General features: G+C 72.2%; 15 protein-coding genes and 2 rRNA genes. 14 read left to right on the forward strand and 3 right to left on the reverse strand.

All coding sequences use genetic code 11. From position 1 onward, the window contains the following. The 8 genes from LJ221_RS06570 to LJ221_RS06605 form a co-directional block, all read left to right on the forward strand. A 23S ribosomal RNA gene (locus LJ221_RS06570) occupies positions 1 to 82 on the forward strand; the annotation flags it as partial. Positions 83 to 156: 74 nt separating this feature from the next. Beyond that, a 5S ribosomal RNA gene (gene rrf / locus LJ221_RS06575) occupies positions 157 to 273 on the forward strand. Between the two features lie 93 nt (positions 274 to 366). Next, a complete protein-coding gene (locus LJ221_RS06580; RefSeq protein WP_241714577.1) occupies positions 367 to 1,011 on the forward strand; it encodes an HAD family phosphatase in 645 nt (214 codons plus the stop codon). 33 nt (positions 1,012 to 1,044) lie between these two features. Then, on the forward strand, positions 1,045 to 2,220 hold the full coding sequence (locus LJ221_RS06585; RefSeq protein WP_241714579.1) for an acetoin utilization protein AcuC: 1,176 nt from the start codon (positions 1,045 to 1,047) through the stop codon (positions 2,218 to 2,220). Between the two features lie 650 nt (positions 2,221 to 2,870). Further along, positions 2,871 to 3,083, forward strand: a complete 213-nt coding sequence (locus tag LJ221_RS06590) for a helix-turn-helix domain-containing protein (protein ID WP_177214038.1) — start codon at positions 2,871 to 2,873, stop codon at positions 3,081 to 3,083. A gap of 128 nt (positions 3,084 to 3,211) precedes the next feature. After that, on the forward strand, positions 3,212 to 3,310 hold the full coding sequence (locus LJ221_RS06595) for a 30S ribosomal protein bS22 (protein WP_003948845.1): 99 nt from the start codon (positions 3,212 to 3,214) through the stop codon (positions 3,308 to 3,310). A 222-nt stretch (positions 3,311 to 3,532) separates the two neighbouring features. Beyond that, positions 3,533 to 4,564, forward strand: a complete 1,032-nt coding sequence (locus LJ221_RS06600; RefSeq protein WP_241714580.1) for an NAD-dependent epimerase/dehydratase family protein — start codon at positions 3,533 to 3,535, stop codon at positions 4,562 to 4,564. Next, on the forward strand, positions 4,557 to 5,657 hold the full coding sequence (locus tag LJ221_RS06605) for a lysophospholipid acyltransferase family protein (protein WP_241714581.1): 1,101 nt from the start codon (positions 4,557 to 4,559) through the stop codon (positions 5,655 to 5,657). The genes LJ221_RS06600 and LJ221_RS06605 overlap by 8 nt, the downstream gene beginning before the upstream one ends. 65 nt (positions 5,658 to 5,722) lie before the next feature. Here the strand turns inward: LJ221_RS06605 and LJ221_RS06610 are convergent, their stop codons facing one another. From LJ221_RS06610 to LJ221_RS06620, 3 genes are all read right to left on the reverse strand, one after another. After that, on the reverse strand, positions 5,723 to 7,018 hold the full coding sequence (locus LJ221_RS06610) for a DUF5667 domain-containing protein (protein WP_241714582.1): 1,296 nt from the start codon (positions 7,016 to 7,018) through the stop codon (positions 5,723 to 5,725). A gap of 219 nt (positions 7,019 to 7,237) precedes the next feature. After that, positions 7,238 to 8,008, reverse strand: coding sequence for an ECF subfamily RNA polymerase sigma factor, BldN family (locus LJ221_RS06615; protein WP_241714583.1), 771 nt, complete (start codon positions 8,006 to 8,008; stop codon positions 7,238 to 7,240). 292 nt (positions 8,009 to 8,300) lie between these two features. Continuing rightward, entirely contained in the window at positions 8,301 to 9,239 is a 939-nt protein-coding gene (locus LJ221_RS06620) for an HAD family phosphatase (RefSeq protein ID WP_241714584.1), read from the reverse strand. A 158-nt stretch (positions 9,240 to 9,397) separates the two neighbouring features. Between LJ221_RS06620 and LJ221_RS06625 the strand changes: the two genes are divergently transcribed. The 6 genes from LJ221_RS06625 (at position 9,398) to hemB (ending at position 15,815) form a co-directional block, all read left to right on the forward strand. Next, positions 9,398 to 9,643: a glutaredoxin family protein gene (locus tag LJ221_RS06625; RefSeq protein ID WP_374228393.1), complete on the forward strand. Its 246-nt coding sequence runs from the start codon at positions 9,398 to 9,400 to the stop codon at positions 9,641 to 9,643. Between the two features lie 306 nt (positions 9,644 to 9,949). Next, positions 9,950 to 10,741: a redox-sensing transcriptional repressor Rex gene (locus LJ221_RS06630; RefSeq protein WP_241714586.1), complete on the forward strand. Its 792-nt coding sequence runs from the start codon at positions 9,950 to 9,952 to the stop codon at positions 10,739 to 10,741. A 73-nt stretch (positions 10,742 to 10,814) separates the two neighbouring features. After that, on the forward strand, positions 10,815 to 12,185 hold the full coding sequence (locus LJ221_RS06635) for a glutamyl-tRNA reductase (protein ID WP_241714587.1): 1,371 nt from the start codon (positions 10,815 to 10,817) through the stop codon (positions 12,183 to 12,185). Further along, the gene (gene hemC / locus LJ221_RS06640) at positions 12,182 to 13,162 is read left to right on the forward strand and encodes a hydroxymethylbilane synthase (RefSeq protein ID WP_241714588.1); all 981 of its coding nucleotides are present in this window, start codon (positions 12,182 to 12,184) and stop codon (positions 13,160 to 13,162) included. The genes LJ221_RS06635 and hemC overlap by 4 nt, the downstream gene beginning before the upstream one ends. Next, on the forward strand, positions 13,159 to 14,805 hold the full coding sequence (locus LJ221_RS06645; protein ID WP_241714590.1) for a bifunctional uroporphyrinogen-III C-methyltransferase/uroporphyrinogen-III synthase: 1,647 nt from the start codon (positions 13,159 to 13,161) through the stop codon (positions 14,803 to 14,805). The genes hemC and LJ221_RS06645 overlap by 4 nt, the downstream gene beginning before the upstream one ends. Then, a complete protein-coding gene (hemB, locus tag LJ221_RS06650; RefSeq protein ID WP_308314731.1) occupies positions 14,802 to 15,815 on the forward strand; it encodes a porphobilinogen synthase in 1,014 nt (337 codons plus the stop codon). Before LJ221_RS06645 ends, hemB begins: the two co-directional genes overlap by 4 nt. Positions 15,816 to 15,899: the final 84 nt, after the last annotated feature.

A 15,899-nucleotide genomic window follows, 5' to 3' on the forward strand; every position in this document is an offset into this window, starting at 1 on the left:
GACGACCGGGTTGATAGGCCGGAGATGGAAGCCTCGTGAGGGGTGGAGTTGACCGGTACTAATAGGCCGAGGGCTTGTGCTGTAGATGTTCGCGTTCACTGTGTGGGTTCTGAGACCACGACCGGCCGGTTCCGGTGGTTGTGTGTGTCATGGTGTTTCGGTGGTCACAGCGAGAGGGAAACGCCCGGTTCCATTCCGAACCCGGAAGCTAAGCCTTTCAGCGCCGATGGTACTGCATGGGGGACCGTGTGGGAGAGTAGGACGCCGCCGAACAATATTTGAGAGAAAGCCCTGCCGGGTTCGCCCGGCGGGGCTTTCCCGCGTTCACGAGAGTCCCGTCCTCCGGGCTTTCGGGGTGGGTGGCGTATGCGTTACGACCTGGTGATCTTCGACAACGACGGTGTCCTGGTGGACAGCGAGCCGATATCCAACCGGATTCTCGCGGCCTATCTGACGGAGTTGGGGCATCCGACCACGTACGAGGAGTCCATCCGGGACTACATGGGCTCGGCCATGCACCGGATCCACGATCTGATCCTGGAACGCTCTGGACAGCGCCTGCCCCACGACTTCGACGCCGTCTTCCACAACCGGGTCTTCGAAGCGTTCCGGCGTGACCTGTTGCCCGTACCCGGTGTCGCCGAAGTGCTGGGGGCGCTCGACTCCGAAGGCGTGCCGTACTGCGTGGCCTCGTCCGGCACCCATGAGCGTATAAGAGTGGCGCTCGGAAGGACGAGACTGTACGGGCGGTTCGGGGAGGAACGGGTCTTCAGCTCGCAGGACGTCGGCCGGGGGAAACCCGCGCCGGATCTCTTCCTCCACGCGGCACGGGCGATGGGGGTGCCGCCCGAACGCTGCGTCGTTGTCGAGGACAGCCCACTGGGAGTACGGGCGGCTGTCGCGGCCGGGATGGACGTGTACGGGTTCACCGCCATGACGCCGGGGAAAAGGCTGCCGGAAGCGACGGGGCTGTTCTCCTCGATGGAGGAACTTCCCGGACTCCTGGCCTGAGCCGGCCAGGAGCGGCCCGATACGGTGGCCGGTATGAGTGGCGGCGCACAGCTGATGTGGGACGAGGCGGTCACCGGATACGACTTCGGGCCCGGGCATCCGATGGACCCGGTGCGCCTGAAGCTGACCATGGAGCTCGTCGAGGCGTTCGGACTGCCCGGCGCCTCCGGGCTGAGGGTGGTGGCCGCGGCGCCCGCCGGTGACTCCACACTCAGACTCGTGCACCGCTCCGACTACGTTGACACCGTGCGCCGGATTTCCGCGGATCCCCGGGCGGCGGACGGGTCGTACGGCATCGGGACCGAGGACGACCCGGCCTTCGGGGGAATGCACAACGCCTCGGCACTGATCGCCGGGCAGTCGGTCGGGGCCGCCGAGGCGGTGTGGCGGGGGGAGGTCCTCCACGGTGTGAACTTCGCCGGCGGACTGCACCACGCGATGCCGGGCGGAGCGGCCGGTTTCTGTGTCTACAACGATGCTTCCCTGGCCATCGCCCGGCTCCTGGAGCTGGGCGCCGAACGGGTCGCCTATGTGGATATCGACGTCCACCACGGGGACGGCGTCCAGGCGGCCTTCTGGGACGATCCACGGGTGCTGACGGTGTCCCTGCACGAGCACCCCCGCATGCTCTTCCCCGGAACCGGCTGGCCGGAGGAGACCGGCGGGGAGAAGGCGGAGGGGAGCGCGGTCAACATCGCGGTCCCGCCCGGCACGTCCGACGGCGGATGGCTGCGGGCGCTGCACGCGGTGGTGCCGGGGCTGCTGCGTTCCTTCCGGCCTCAGGCGCTGGTGACCCAGCACGGTGCCGACACACACATCGAGGACCCTCTCGCGCACCTGGCGGTGACCGTCGACGCGCAACGGGCCGCCGCGGAGGCCTGTCACGACTGGGCGCACGAGTACGCGGAGGGGCGCTGGGTGGCACTCGGCGGGGGCGGTTACGCGGTGGTCGATGTCGTACCCCGCGCCTGGACGCACCTGGTGGCGATCGCGGCGGGTGAGCCGATCGCCCCGAAGACCACGGTCCCGGAGGACTGGCGGCGGCAGGTGTACGCGCACACCCGGCAGGACGCGCCGCGGCGGATGACGGACGGGCGCGAGCCGGTGTGGTCGGACTGGGGGTCGGGGTACGACCCGGCGAGCGCCCTGGACCAGGCGGTGCTGGCCGCGCGGCGCTCGGTGTATCCGGCACACGGGCTGCTGCCCTGAGCCGCCGCGGAGCCTGGCTCCGCGTGTTCCGTACGACCGGGGGACGGCGCTCTCCGGCCGGTTCCCGGGCCTCTACGTCCCCCGTCCGGCGCTCTGTCGGCGCAGGGACCTCTCCTCCTCGCACCGGCGCAGGGGGGGATGTGTCGACATGGCGACTCGGTTCGGGGTACGTAATCGACTCCCCGGTGCTTACGGGGAGTCGCGCTGATTCAAGACGAGGGAGCGCGTCCTCCCCCCGATGCTCCGGGCGCGCCCTTCCGCCCGCTCCTCTCCCGTGCGTGCGGTCTCCGGCGCCGCGGCGACACCCGGAAGCCGTTGCGGAGTCGGCGATCGAGGAGTACCGACGGGCAGCGCGGCAGGTCAGCCGGGCATCGGGAGACGGGGCCGGCCGACGAGGGCTGTTTCGCGGCGCCCGCCGCCGGGTGGGAGGGAGCGGCCGTCCCGGCTCATGACTCCAAGGTATCGGACGGATACTTTCCGATTGCTCACTATGCCCCTGGTCGTTCATTTCTGTCACGTTTGGGGACCGGTGGCTGCTCCTCTTCCCCACTTGCATCACCCGCCCCTAATCTGGGGAGGAGCGCGCATGCGAGCTGGAGACACCGGAGGGGAAGCCGGTGCCCGACATGTGCGGAAGGTTCAGGTGTGACATGGCTGCTGCCGAGAGGCCTCTGAACGAGGTCGTGTTCCTGACCGTGGCGGAAGTCGCCTCGGTGATGCGAGTGTCCAAGATGACCGTGTACCGCCTGGTGCACAGCGGTCATCTGCCGGCGATCCGGGTAGGCAGGTCCTTCCGGGTGCCGGAGCAGGCCGTCCACGAGTACCTCCGCGGATCGTACGTGGAGGCGGAGAAGAGCGCGTAACCGCGGAACGACGGGCTTGTGGCCCCCTCGTGTCACGAGCACTATCCGGCGCCGGGTAGGCTGGGCCGACGTAGGTCGTGTGGGCTCGGACGCCCCGCACCGAGTGACGAAGTGAGCGAGGGTAAGTCGTGGGCTCTGTTATCAAGAAGCGGCGCAAGCGGATGGCCAAGAAGAAGCACCGCAAGCTGCTCAAGCGCACGCGCGTTCAGCGCCGCAACAAGAAGTGAGCGGGCGCGCCGCACACTGACCACCGCCCTCCCACCGCCGTGTCGGTGGGAGGGCGGTGGCGTTCCGCCGGGTGGAGGCGGCCGGCCGATACGGTGGCCACAGGCCCGCCCGCAAGCGGTTCGGGGAACAGGCCGCGAGGAGCGACGAGGAGTACGGAGGGCTGCCGGGGCCCGTGGCAGGGTTTCCGGGGGCGGTCAGCCGCACGCTGAGAGGGAGCAACGTTGGGCAAGGTCGTGCTCGTCACAGGCGTCGCCCGCCGACTCGGCGGGCGCTTCGTACGGCGGATACTGCGCGAGCCCGACGTCGACCGGGTCGTCGGGGTGGACGCCGTGCCGCCCGGACACCACCTCGGCGGGGCGGAGTTCGTCCGTGCCGACATCCGGCAGCCCTCGATCGCCGGGGTGCTGGCCGAGCACGGCGCGGACACCGTCGTGCACCTGGACGTCAGCGGGGTACAGCTTCTGCCCGGTACCCGCGCATCGGTCAAGGAGACCAACGTCATCGGCACCATGCAGCTCCTGGGCGCGTGCCAGAAGGCGCCGTCCGTGCGGCGTCTGGTGGTGAAGTCCAGCACGAACGTCTACGGCTCCTCCTCCCGCGACCCGGCGGTGTTCACCGAGACCACGCCGGCCAAGGCGCTGCCCGGCGGCGGCTTCACCAAGGACATCGTGGAGGTCGAGGAGTACGTGCGCGGATTCGCCCGCCGCCGCCCCGACGTGGCGGTGACGGTGCTGCGCTTCGCCAACATCCTCGGCCCCGACGCCGACACGCCGCTGGCGGAGTACTTCCGGCTGCCGGTGCTGCCGACCGTCCTCGGATACGATCCGCGGCTGCAGTTCGTCCACGAGGACGATGTCGTCGAGGTGCTGCGGCTGGCGGCCGGGGAGCCGCGGCGCGGCACGCTCAACGCGGGGACGTTCAACATCGCCGGCGACGGGGTACTGCTGATGTCCCAGGCCGCGCGGCGGCTGGGACGGCCCACGCTGCCCCTGCTGCTGCCGGCGGTCCGGTGGACCGGGACCGCGCTGCGCACGGTCGGTGTCACGGACTTCTCGGCCGAGCAGATCCGGCTGTTGACGCACGGCAGGGTCGTGGAGACCACGCAGATGCGCGAGGTGCTCGGTTTTGGGCCGCGGTACACCACGGCCGGGACCTTCGCCGACTTCGCGCGCGCAGGGAGCCCGGGGCTGTTGCCGCCGGAGAGACTCGCACACGCGGTGGACCGTATCGAGGAGGTCGTCCGCCATGGCTGACGCCAAGGTCATTCCCTTCGACGACGACCGGTCGCGCGGCGGCCCCGGGCGGTCCGCCCGGGGATGGACGGCGGGCGGCGGGCGGCGTACGGGCGACGAGGGCCGCCTCGGTCAGGAGGGCCGGGGCGGCGCGCAGGCGCCGCTCGGGGCCGTGCCCGAGGCCGGTGCGCCCGCGGGCACACCGGTGGGCGCGCGGCCCGGTCCGGGAGACGGGCCCCGGACATGGCGGGAGGAACCGGGTGAGCGGGACAGGGGTGACTGGGACCGCAGGATCGCCGGAGGGCTGGCCTTCCTGCGGCGTCGGATCACCGGGGAGTACGAGGTCGACGAGTTCGGCTACGACGCCGATCTCACCGGCCACGTGCTGATGTCGATGCTGCGGCCGGTGTACGGGAAGTACTTCCGGGTCGAGGTGCTCGGCGTCGAGAACATCCCGTCCGAGGGCGGCGCGCTGGTGGTCGCCAACCACTCCGGGACACTGCCGCTGGACGCGCTGATGCTCCAGGTCGCCGTGCACGACCACCACCCGGCCGAGCGGGCCCTGCGACTGCTGGCGGCCGACCTGGTCTTCATGCTGCCGGTCGTCAACGAGCTGGCCCGGAAGGCCGGGCACACCCTGGCGTGCGCGGAGGACGCCCAGCGGCTGCTGGAGCGGGGGGAGGTCGTCGGGGTGATGCCGGAGGGCTTCAAGGGACTGGGGAAACCGTTCTCCGAGCGCTACAAGCTCCAGCGGTTCGGGCGCGGCGGCTTCGTTTCGACCGCGCTGCGGACCGGGGCGCCGATCGTGCCGTGCTCGATCGTCGGGGCGGAGGAGATCTACCCGATGGTGGGCGACTTCAGGACGCTGGCGCGGTTGCTGGGCATCCCGTACTTCCCGGTCACGCCCACCTTCCCCTGGCTGGGGCCGCTGGGGATGGTGCCGCTGCCGACGAAGTGGACGATCCAGTTCGGTGAGCCGGTCCCGATGGACGACTACCCGCCGGAGGCGGTCGACGATCCGATGCTGATGTTCAACCTCACCGACCAGGTGCGCGAGACGATTCAGCACACCCTCTACCGGCTGCTGGTGAGGCGGCGTTCGGTGTTCTTCTGAGCGGGCGCTTCCGACGGTACGGGCTCCGGGCGGCCGGTGCTCTTCCGGCACCGGCCGCCCGGCCGCTAATCGGAGTCGTCGCCCACCTCGATCCCCAGCCCCGGCAGGAGGTTCGGGAGGAGCGGCGGGATGGTGATGCCCGGCTCGGGGAGCCGGGGAGCGCCGTCCGGTGACGCCGACGCGCCGTCCTCGCCGGGAGACGGCTCCAGCGGATCGCCGGGATCGGGGAGGAGTCCCTCCCCGTCCGGAGCGGCGGATCCGGACGAGCCGGACGAGCCGGACGGGCTGGGCCGCCGTCCACCGTCCCGGTCGCCTCCCTCCGCGCCGTCCGCACCGCTCTCACCGGGCGCGGGCGACGGCGGCCGGGCCGTGCGGTCGGCGCCTGGCCGTTCGCCGCGTTCGGTGCCGGGGGCGGAGTCTGTGTCCTCCCGCCCGGGGTCCAGCAGGGACCGCAGCGGGCCGACCTCGTCCTCTATGGCGTCGAAGAGTGAACTGACCTCTTCGCCCACGTCGGTGAGCTGGATGGGGAGGCCCGCGCGTACCTCGTCCCACCTGGTGCGGTGGGACTGGGAGAAGGACGACAGCGAGCGGATCGGTGCGATCTCGCCCTCGCGCTCATACGCCTGGCTGAGCAGCCGGTGGCCCTCGGAGACGTCGTCGCGCATGTGGGAGAGCGTCCTGCGGATCTCGCCGAGCGACTCGTGGTCCAGCGGGCCCGATCGGCCGCGCTCCAGCAGGCGCCGGGCCTCGTTCAGCCGTGCGGAGGCGTGGTCCAGATGGACTCCGCCGCGGTCGGTCTCGTCGCCCGCCATTCCGAGTCTGAGATCCTCTATGCCCAGTTTGAGGCTGTAGAGGGTGTCGCCGGGCAGAGCGTCGGTGCTGGCCACGGCGGCTCCGCCGAGGGCGCCCGCCGCGACGCCGATGCCCAGGCCGCCCGCCGCCAGTCCCCTGGTCAGCCGCGTCCTGGGACGCAGCCTGCGCAACGCTCCCAGCGGAGAGATTTGGCGGGATCCGCCGCGCCCCGTACGGGCGGAGCGCGGGCCGGGCACCGAGGCGCTCTCGCCGGCCCCGGCGAAGGCGCTCTCCGCGGCGGCGAGGAGCCGCGCCCGCTGGGCGGCCTTGACGTCGGGGTCCAGCACCGGTTTCGGCAGGGCGCCGAGCCTGTCCGCCAGTGACAGCAGTATCGTCCGCCTGTCGGGCGGCCCGCTCTCCGGCGCGGCTTGTGTCCTCTCCGCCGCCCCGGCCGGGGCGGCGGAGGCGGCGCCCCCGGACCGGTCGGCCGCCGTACCCTCGGGCTCGCGCTCGTCGAGGGCCTGGGCGAAGGCGGTTGCCCGCCGGCTCGGCGATACGGCTCCCATCACGGGCGGCACCTCCTCTCGTCAGCACAGTCGACTCCCTGCCCCACAGGAGGGTTGCACGGCCGTGCGGCGGCGGCTCGGAAGCCGCCGTCCGGACGCGACGGGCCGCGGGGAGTCTGCAAACCGCACAACGACCACCGGCCGGGGGGGTTACGCCCCGCGGGAGGCGCGATCGCCCTGCCGCCCCCCGCTGAATGGAACGTCATCGCGCGTCACCGTGTGTCATCGGCTGTCCTCCGGCAGCAGCCGGGCCAGGGTCCGCACCGCCCGGTACTGGAGGGTCTTGATCGCGCCCTCGTTCTTCCCCATGACCCGCGCGGTCTCGGCGACCGACAGCCCCTGCAGGAAGCGGAGCGTCACGCACTCCTGCTGCTGCGGGTTGAGGCGGCGGACGGCGTCCAGCAGGGCGGCGTTGGAGAGGGACTCCAGGACCGAGTCCTCCGGGCTGCGCTCCACTTCGTTGGCGTCGAGCATCTCGCCGGTGGTCACTTCGAGGCGGAAACGGCTCGACTTGAAGTGGTCCGCGACCAGATTGCGCGCGATGGTGACCAGCCAGGCGCCGAAGTCCCGGCCCTGCCAGGTGAAGGTTCCGATCCGGCGCAGGGCGCGCAGGAACGTCTCGCTGGTGAGGTCCTCGGCCGTGGCCCGGCCGCCGACACGGTAGTAGATGTAGCGGTAGACGGTGTCGGAGTACTGGTCGTAGAGGTGTCCGAAGGCCTCGGCCTCGCCGCCCTGGGCGCGTTCGACGAGGTCCATCATGCGGCGGCTGTCGCCGTCCACCGGCCGCCGGACGGTGCCCGAGGCGCGGGCGCGCCGACCCACCGCGGCGGTGCCGGCGGCTCCCTCGGCCAGGGCGTAGACGGGGCCTGCGGGGACAGGTGCGGCGAGGGCGGGAACGGCGTGCGCGGAGGGGACGAGGACGCGCAGTTGGTCGATGACCAGCGTGCGCAGCGCAGCCAGGCCCGAGGCGTCAACCCCGACGTGTGGGTACACGGGACTCCCAGAGGCAGAGCTTCCATCACGTGCAGTGCGGGACCGCCCGCCCGTCACAAGGGCGTGTGGACACCGGATTGCGTCTGAGGAGAATAACGCTTCGTGCAGGGAGTGCTACACCTGGTTGCCGGAATCGCCGGTTAGGTTCGTTCTGCTATGTGTTTACGGCCGCCCGGACGGCGAACCGGGATGCTGGTCCGACCGTTTCATGCCACTTTCCGATCGGCGGGCGGTTCGCTTGCGGCCGGGGGGGCGATCCTGTTCGAACCGGCGAGCGGCACCGGCGGCGGCCTCAGCGGCGGCGGCGCTGGATCGCCATGGCCGCGGCGGCGCCTCCGGCCACCGCGCCCACCCCGGCCGCGGCCGGGATGCCCACCTTCGCGGCCTTCCTGCCGGTCCGGTAGTCGCGCAGCCGCCAGCCCCGCGCGCGTGCGTGGGCGCGCAGTCTGCTGTCGGGGTTGATGGCGTAGGGGTGACCGACCAGCGAGAGCATCGGGAGGTCGTTGGCCGAGTCGCTGTACGCGGCGCAGCGGGAGAGGTCCAGATCCTCGGCGGCGGCCAGCGCGCGCACCGCCTCCGCCTTCGCCGGGCCGTGCAGCGGCTCGCCGACCAGGCGCCCGGTGTAGACGCCGTCGACGGATTCGGCGACCGTGCCCAGGGCGCCGGTCAGCCCCAGCCGGCGGGCGATGATCGTGGCGGTCTCCACGGGGGCCGCGGTGACCAGCCACACCTTCTGGCCCGCGTCCAGATGTGCCTGGGCCAGCGCGCGGGTGCCCGGCCAGATCCGGCCGGCCATGTACTCGTCGTAGATCTCCTCGCCGATCTCCATCAGCTCCGAGACGCGGTGGCCCTTGACGATGGACAGCGCGCTGTCACGGGCGTCCTGCATGTGCCCGGCGTTCTCCGAGCCCGCGAGCCGGAACCAGGCCTGCTGCCAGGCGAAGCGGAACAGCTCGCGCTTGCGGAAGAACTTCCGCTTGTACAGGCCGCGGCCGAAGTGGAACAGGGCCGCGCCCTGCATGATCGTGTTGTCGAGGTCGAAGAAGGCCGCCGCCCTGGCGTCCCCGTGCACCGGGAACTCCGGCTCCGCCGGCTTCCCCGCCTCGCCGGGGGGGAGTGCGTCGACCTCCCGCGAGGTCCTGCGCGCCGCCTCGGCCGCGGCCTCGCCTGCGAGAACGCTGCGAGCCGTCGCCGAACGCCTGCGGGGAACGAGCCATCCAAGTGCGGCCATGCCGCGAGCATAGCCAGTGTTCCGCGGGGTTCCGGTGACGGAGGGGTGTCGGCAGGGCGAGGACTGAGCCAACCGTGGAGAGGGCGCTCCCGGCCCCGCCGGGGACGGGGGCCGGACAGGGGGAGCCGGGGGCGGCGGTGACCGGGCGCGGCGGCACAATGGCGGTCATGAGGACCGTCACTCTCATCGGAAAGCCCGGGTGCCATCTGTGCGACGACGCACGCGCGGTGGTCAGCGAGGTGTGCGCGCGACTGGGCGCGCGCTGGGAGGAGAAGGACATCACGCAGGACGAGGAGCTGTACCGCCGCTACTGGGAGCAGATTCCGGTGGTGCTGGTGGACGGCGCGCAGCACGACTTCTGGCGGGTGGACCCGCGGCGGCTGCGCGCGGCGCTGGAGGGGTGACCGCGGCGGCGGGGGTGTTCGCCGGGGGGCCGTGCGGAGAGGGCCCGCACCCGGGGGTTCGACCGGGTCTCGACCGCTCCTCAGGACGTTCCACGGCCAACGGGCGTATATGTGGGAGGTGAGCCGGGCGGGATCCGGTTCCGTCCGGGGGGTGTGGCACCGGTCACTTTGGCCGGACAAAGCGGACACCGTCTTTGTGCACACGTTCACAAAGACATAGCCTGGGCGGGACGGAGCGGTCCGGACGCATGTCCAGCGGGTGTCCAGCGGGACCGCTCACCGCTTCGCGCAGACGGCAGGAGCAACGTGGCAACTGGCCGAACACACCGACCGGCGACCCGTAGCCGAGGGATCCCCGAGGCCACCGTCGCCCGGCTTCCGCTGTACCTGCGGGCGCTCACCGCGCTCTCCGAGCGCTCGGTGCCCACGGTCTCCTCGGAGGAGCTGGCGGCCGCCGCCGGCGTCAACTCCGCCAAGCTGCGCAAGGACTTCTCCTACCTCGGCTCGTACGGCACGCGCGGTGTGGGCTACGACGTCGAGTACCTCGTCTACCAGATCTCCCGTGAGCTGGGCCTGACGCAGGACTGGCCCGTCGTGATCGTCGGCATCGGAAACCTGGGCGCCGCGCTCGCCAACTACGGAGGCTTCGCCTCCAGAGGCTTCAGAGTCGCCGCGCTGATCGACGCGGACCCGTCGATGGCCGGGAGGCCGGTCGCGGGCATACCCGTGCAGCACACCGACGATCTCGAGGCGATCATCGAGGAGAACGGCGTCTCCATCGGTGTCATCGCCACCCCCGCCGGAGCCGCGCAGCAGGTCTGCGACCGGCTCGTGGCCGCCGGGGTGACCTCCATCCTCAACTTCGCGCCGACCGTGCTGTCCGTGCCGGACGGCGTGGACGTGCGCAAGGTCGACCTCTCCATAGAACTGCAGATCCTCGCCTTTCACGAGCAGCGCAAGGCCGGTGAGGAGGCGCCCGGCGAAGCCGGCGGCGACATCACCCCGCCCGCGGCGCCGCCCGCCGCGGCCGTACGCCGACGCGGCGAGGGGACCGAACAGGGGCCTGACGGGGACATGCCCGCGGTGATGCCGGCATGAACGAGCGAGCGGCCGTGAGACACCTCGCGCGCGCACCGCACACCGTACGGTCCGAGCGGAGCGGAGGACGCGCATGAGCCTGCTGGTAGTAGGGCTGAGCCACCGCAGCGCACCGGTGAGCGTCCTGGAGAGGGCCTCGCTGGCGCCCGAGGTGCGCGGCAAGCTCCTGCAGGACGCGGTCGGGGCCGAGCCCGCCTCCGAGGCCGCGGTGCTCTCCACCTGCAACCGCACCGAGCTCTACGCCGACGTCGACAAGTTCCACGCCGGCGTCGCCGAGCTGTCCTCCCTGCTGGCCCGCTACAGCGGCGTCGGCCTGGAGGAACTGACCCCGTACCTGTACGTCCACTACGAGGACCGGGCCGTCCACCACCTGTTCTCGGTGGCCTGCGGGCTGGACTCGATGGTCGTCGGCGAGGGCCAGATCCTCGGCCAGATCAAGGACGCGCTGGCCGTGGCGCAGGACCGGCACACCGCCGGGCGGCTGATGAACGACCTGTTCCAGCAGGCGCTGCGGGTCGGCAAGCGGGCGCACAGCGAGACCGGCATCGACCGGGCCGGGCAGTCCCTGGTCACCTTCGGCCTGGAGCAGCTCGCCGGTGAGCGCCCGGTCGCCGAGTGGGCGCGCGGCCGGCGCGCCCTGGTGATCGGCGCCGGCTCGATGTCCTCCCTGGCCGCCACGGTGCTGGCGCGCGCGGGTGTCACCGAATTGGTGATCGCCAACAGGACGCTGGAGCGCGCCCGGCGCCTGGCCGCCGGGCTCCACGGCGGCGGGCTCACCGCGCGCGCCGTGCCCGCCCACGAGATGCCCGCCGAGCTTCCGCACGCGGACATCGCCGTCTCCTGCACCGGCGCCACCGGGCTGGTGCTGACGGCCGACGACCTGTCGGCCGCGCTCGCCGCGCGCGCCGGATCCCCCGGCTCTCCCGGGCCCCGCGACTCCAGCGGTTCCCGTGAGGAGCCGATGGCGCTGCTCGACCTGGCCATGCCCCGTGACATCGACGCCGCCGCGCACCGCCTGGAAGGCGTACGGTTGGTGGACATCGAGTCGCTGGCCGAGGCCTCCGCCGACGCGCCCATGGCCGCGGACGTCGACAAGGTGCGCGGCATCGTCGCCGACGAGGTCGCGGCCTTCGGCGCGGCCCAGCGGGCCGCGACGATCACACCCACCGTGGTCGCGCTGCGCGCCATGGCCGCCGATGTCGTCACGGCCGAGATGGCGCGCCTGGACGGGCGCCTCCCCGGACTCGACGCCAAACAGCGCGCCGAGATCACCCAGACCGTGCGCCGGGTCGTCGACAAGCTGCTGCACGCGCCGACCGTGCGCGTCAAGCAGCTCGCCGGCGAACCGGGCGGCGCCGGATACGCCGACGCGCTGCGAGAGCTCTTCGACCTCGACCCGCAGACCGTGGCGGCCGTCAGTAACCCCGAACAGGAGCGGCAATGAGCACCAACGCACCCCAGCCGCTGAAGCTGGGCACCCGCCGCAGCCGACTCGCCATGGCCCAGTCCGGGCAGGTGGCCGAGCGCGTCCGGCGGCTCACCGGCGGGCCCGTCGAGCTGGTGGAGATCACCACCTTCGGCGATGTCTCCCGTGAGCACCTCGCCCGGATCGGCGGCACAGGGGTCTTCGTCTCCGCGCTGCGCGACGCGCTGCTCGGCGGCGAGATCGACTTCGCCGTTCACTCGTTGAAGGACCTTCCCACCAGCCAGCCGGAACAGCTGGCGCTGGCGGCCGTGCCCGTACGGGAGGACCCCCGTGACGCGCTGGTCGCCCGTGACGGCCTCACCTTCGAGGAGCTGCCCGACGGGGCGCGGGTCGGCACCGGCTCACCGCGCCGCATGGCGCAGCTGGCCGCCTGGGCCCGGTCGCTGGGCCGGGACGTCGAGATCGTGCCGATCCGGGGCAACGTCGACACCCGCATCGGGTACGTACGCTCCGGCGAACTGGACGCGGTCGTCCTCGCTGCCGCGGGCCTCAGGCGCGTCGGCCTGATCGGCGAGGCCACCGAACTGCTCAACCCCGGCGCGGTGCTCCCCGCACCCGGCCAGGGGGCGCTGGCCGTCGAGTGCGCGGCCTCGCGCACGGATCTCGCAGCCCTGCTCGCCGAACTTGACGATCCGCGCACGCGGGTCGCCGTGACCGCCGAGCGAACTCTGCTCTCCGCTCTGGAGGCCGGTTGCAGCGCGCCCGTCGGCGCGCTGGCCGATTTCCCTGCGGGAGGGCAGGATGTCACCGAACTGCGTCTGCGCGGTGTCGTCGGCACGACCGACGGCACCACACTGGTGCAGTTGTCCACCACCGGTCGCGTACCGGCGTCCGACGGTGAGCTGTTCTCCCTGGCCCAGGCCATGGGGCGTGAGCTCGCCGACGAGATGCTCGCCAAAGGCGCGGCCGGTCTGATGGGGGAGCGAGCACATTGAACCCCACCACCGATCACTCGTACGGCGCCCACGGGCACGTCACCTTCCTCGGTGCCGGGCCCGGGGACCCGGGACTGCTGACGCTTCGCGCCGTCGAGGCGCTGGCGCAGGCCGATGTACTGGTCGCCGACCCGCAGGTGTACGACGTCGTGCGGGCGCACGTGCGGGCGGGTGCCGACACCCCTCCGCAGGCAGCGGGTGACGACATGTCAACAGCCTCCGCGGGTGCCGACGATGCCGTAAATCTTGTCATGCGGGCCGTGCGCGGCGGCAAGCGGGTCGTCCGTGCGGTCGCCGGTGACCCCGGACTCGACGCGGACGCGGCGAGCGAGATGCTGGCCTGCGCCTCCGAGGGTGTCACCTTCGAGGTCGTGCCCGGCATCGCCAACGCGGTCGGAGTCCCCGCCTACGCGGGTGTGCCGCTGCGCAACGGTCACGGCGCGGACGTGCGGTTCCTGGACGCGCGGGCCGCCGACGCCCAGGCGTGGAACGAGGTCGGCTCCAGCGACGCCACCCTGGTGGTCTCCACGACGCTGGAGACGGTCGCCGCCACCGCCGCCGAACTGGTCACGGCGGGCCGCAAGCCCGACACCCCGCTGACGGTCACCGTCGACGGCACCACCACCCGGCAGCGCACCTGGACGGCGACGCTGGGATCCATTGCCCAGACCCTCAAGGCCGCCAAGGTGCTGCCCGCGGCGAACGGCTCCCGGCCGGCGATAGCCGTGGTCGGCGAACTCAGCGCCGCCGCGCAGCGCGACCGGCTGGCGTGGTTCGAGTCCAAGCCGCTGTTCGGCTGGCAGGTGCTGGTGCCCCGCACCAAGGAGCAGGCCGCCTCGCTCTCCGACCAGCTGCGCTCCTACGGCGCGGTGCCCAGCGAGGTGCCCACCATCGCCGTGGAACCCCCGCGCACCCCGCAGCAGATGGAGCGCGCGGTCAAGGGCCTGGTCACCGGGCGCTACGAATGGATCGCCTTCACCTCGGTCAACGCGGTCAGGGCGGTGCGCGAGAAGTTCGAGGAGTACGGCCTGGACGCCCGCGCCTTCGCCGGGATCAAGGTCGCGGCCGTCGGGGAGCAGACCGCGAAGGCGCTGGTCGACTTCGGCGTCAAGCCCGACCTGGTGCCCAGCGGCGAGCAGTCCGCGGCCGGGCTGCTGGAGGACTGGCCGCCCTACGACCCGGTCTTCGACCCGATCGACCGCGTCTTCCTGCCGCGCGCCGACATCGCCACCGAGACACTGGTGGCGGGTCTGATCGAGCTGGGCTGGGAGGTGGACGATGTCACCGCCTACCGGACGGTGCGCGCCTCGCCGCCGCCGGCGGAGACCCGGGAGGCGATCAAGGGCGGCGGGTTCGACGCCGTGCTGTTCACCTCCTCCTCCACAGTCCGCAACCTCGTCGGGATCGCGGGCAAGCCGCACAACGTGACGGTGATCGCCTGCATCGGCCCGGCGACGGCGAAGACCGCCGAGGAGCACGGGCTGCGCGTGGATGTCATGTCGCCGGAGCCGTCGGTGCACAGGCTGGCCGAGGCACTGGCGGAGTTCGGCGCCAGGCGCCGGGACACGATGATCGAGGCCGGCGAGGCGGTGCAGCGGCCCAGCGAGAAGCGTCCGGCCAGGAGGAGGGCACGGACATCGTGACGATCGGGAGCACCTACGGCGGCGGCTACGGGGACTTCCCCGTGGTGCGCCCCCGGCGGCTGCGCACCACCCCGGCGATGCGCCGGATGGTCGCCGAGCACCGGCTCCACCCGGCCGATCTGATCCTGCCCGTCTTCCTGCGGGAGGGCATCGCCTCCCCCGTGGAGATCTCCTCGATGCCGGGCGTGTACCAGCACACCCGCGAGACCCTGCGCAAGGCGGCGGCCGAGGCCGTGGCCGCGGGGGTGGGCGGGATCATGATCTTCGGCGTGCCCGGGGAGGGGAGGAAGGACGCCACCGGTTCCTGCGGCACCGATCCGGAGGGCATCCTCCAGGTGGGGCTGCGCGATGTGCGCGCGGAGGTCGGGGACGACCTGGTCGTCATGTCCGACCTGTGCCTGGACGAGTTCACCGACCACGGCCACTGCGGCGTTCTGGACGAGCGCGGCCGGGTGGACAACGACGCCACGCTGGAGCGGTACGCCGAGATGGCGTGCGTCCAGGCCGAGGCGGGCGCGCACGTACTGGGGCCCAGCGGGATGATGGACGGCCAGGTCGCCTTCGTCCGCCGCGCGCTGGACGAGGCCGGTCATCAGGACGTCTCGCTGCTGGCGTACACGGCCAAGTACGCCTCCGCGTTCTACGGTCCCTTCCGCGAGGCGGTGGACTCCTCGCTGGCGGGCGACCGCAAGGCCTACCAGCAGGACCCGGCCAACGCGCGGGAGTCGATGCGCGAGCTGGCGCTCGACCTCGCCGAGGGCGCGGACATGGTGATGGTCAAGCCCGCGCTGCCCTACCTGGACGTGCTGCGCCGGGTGGCGGACGCGGTGGACGTGCCCGTGGCGGCCTACCAGGTATCCGGTGAGTACGCGATGGTCGAGGCCGCCGCGCAGCGCGGCTGGATCGAGCGGGACCGGGCGATCATGGAGACGCTCACCGGCGCCAGGCGGGCCGGTGCGGACATGATCCTGACCTACTGGGCGACGGAGGCGGCCCGGCGGCTGCGCTGAGCCCCCGGCCCCGGGCGTGCCCAGGGCCGGCCGGGTTGGTCCGGCCCGAGACTCCGGCCCGTGGGAGCGGGGTCAGTCGCTGGG

The sequence above is a fragment of the Streptomyces sp. CNQ085 genome (assembly GCF_022614595.1).
Taxonomy (GTDB): Bacteria; Actinomycetota; Actinomycetes; order Streptomycetales; family Streptomycetaceae; genus Streptomyces.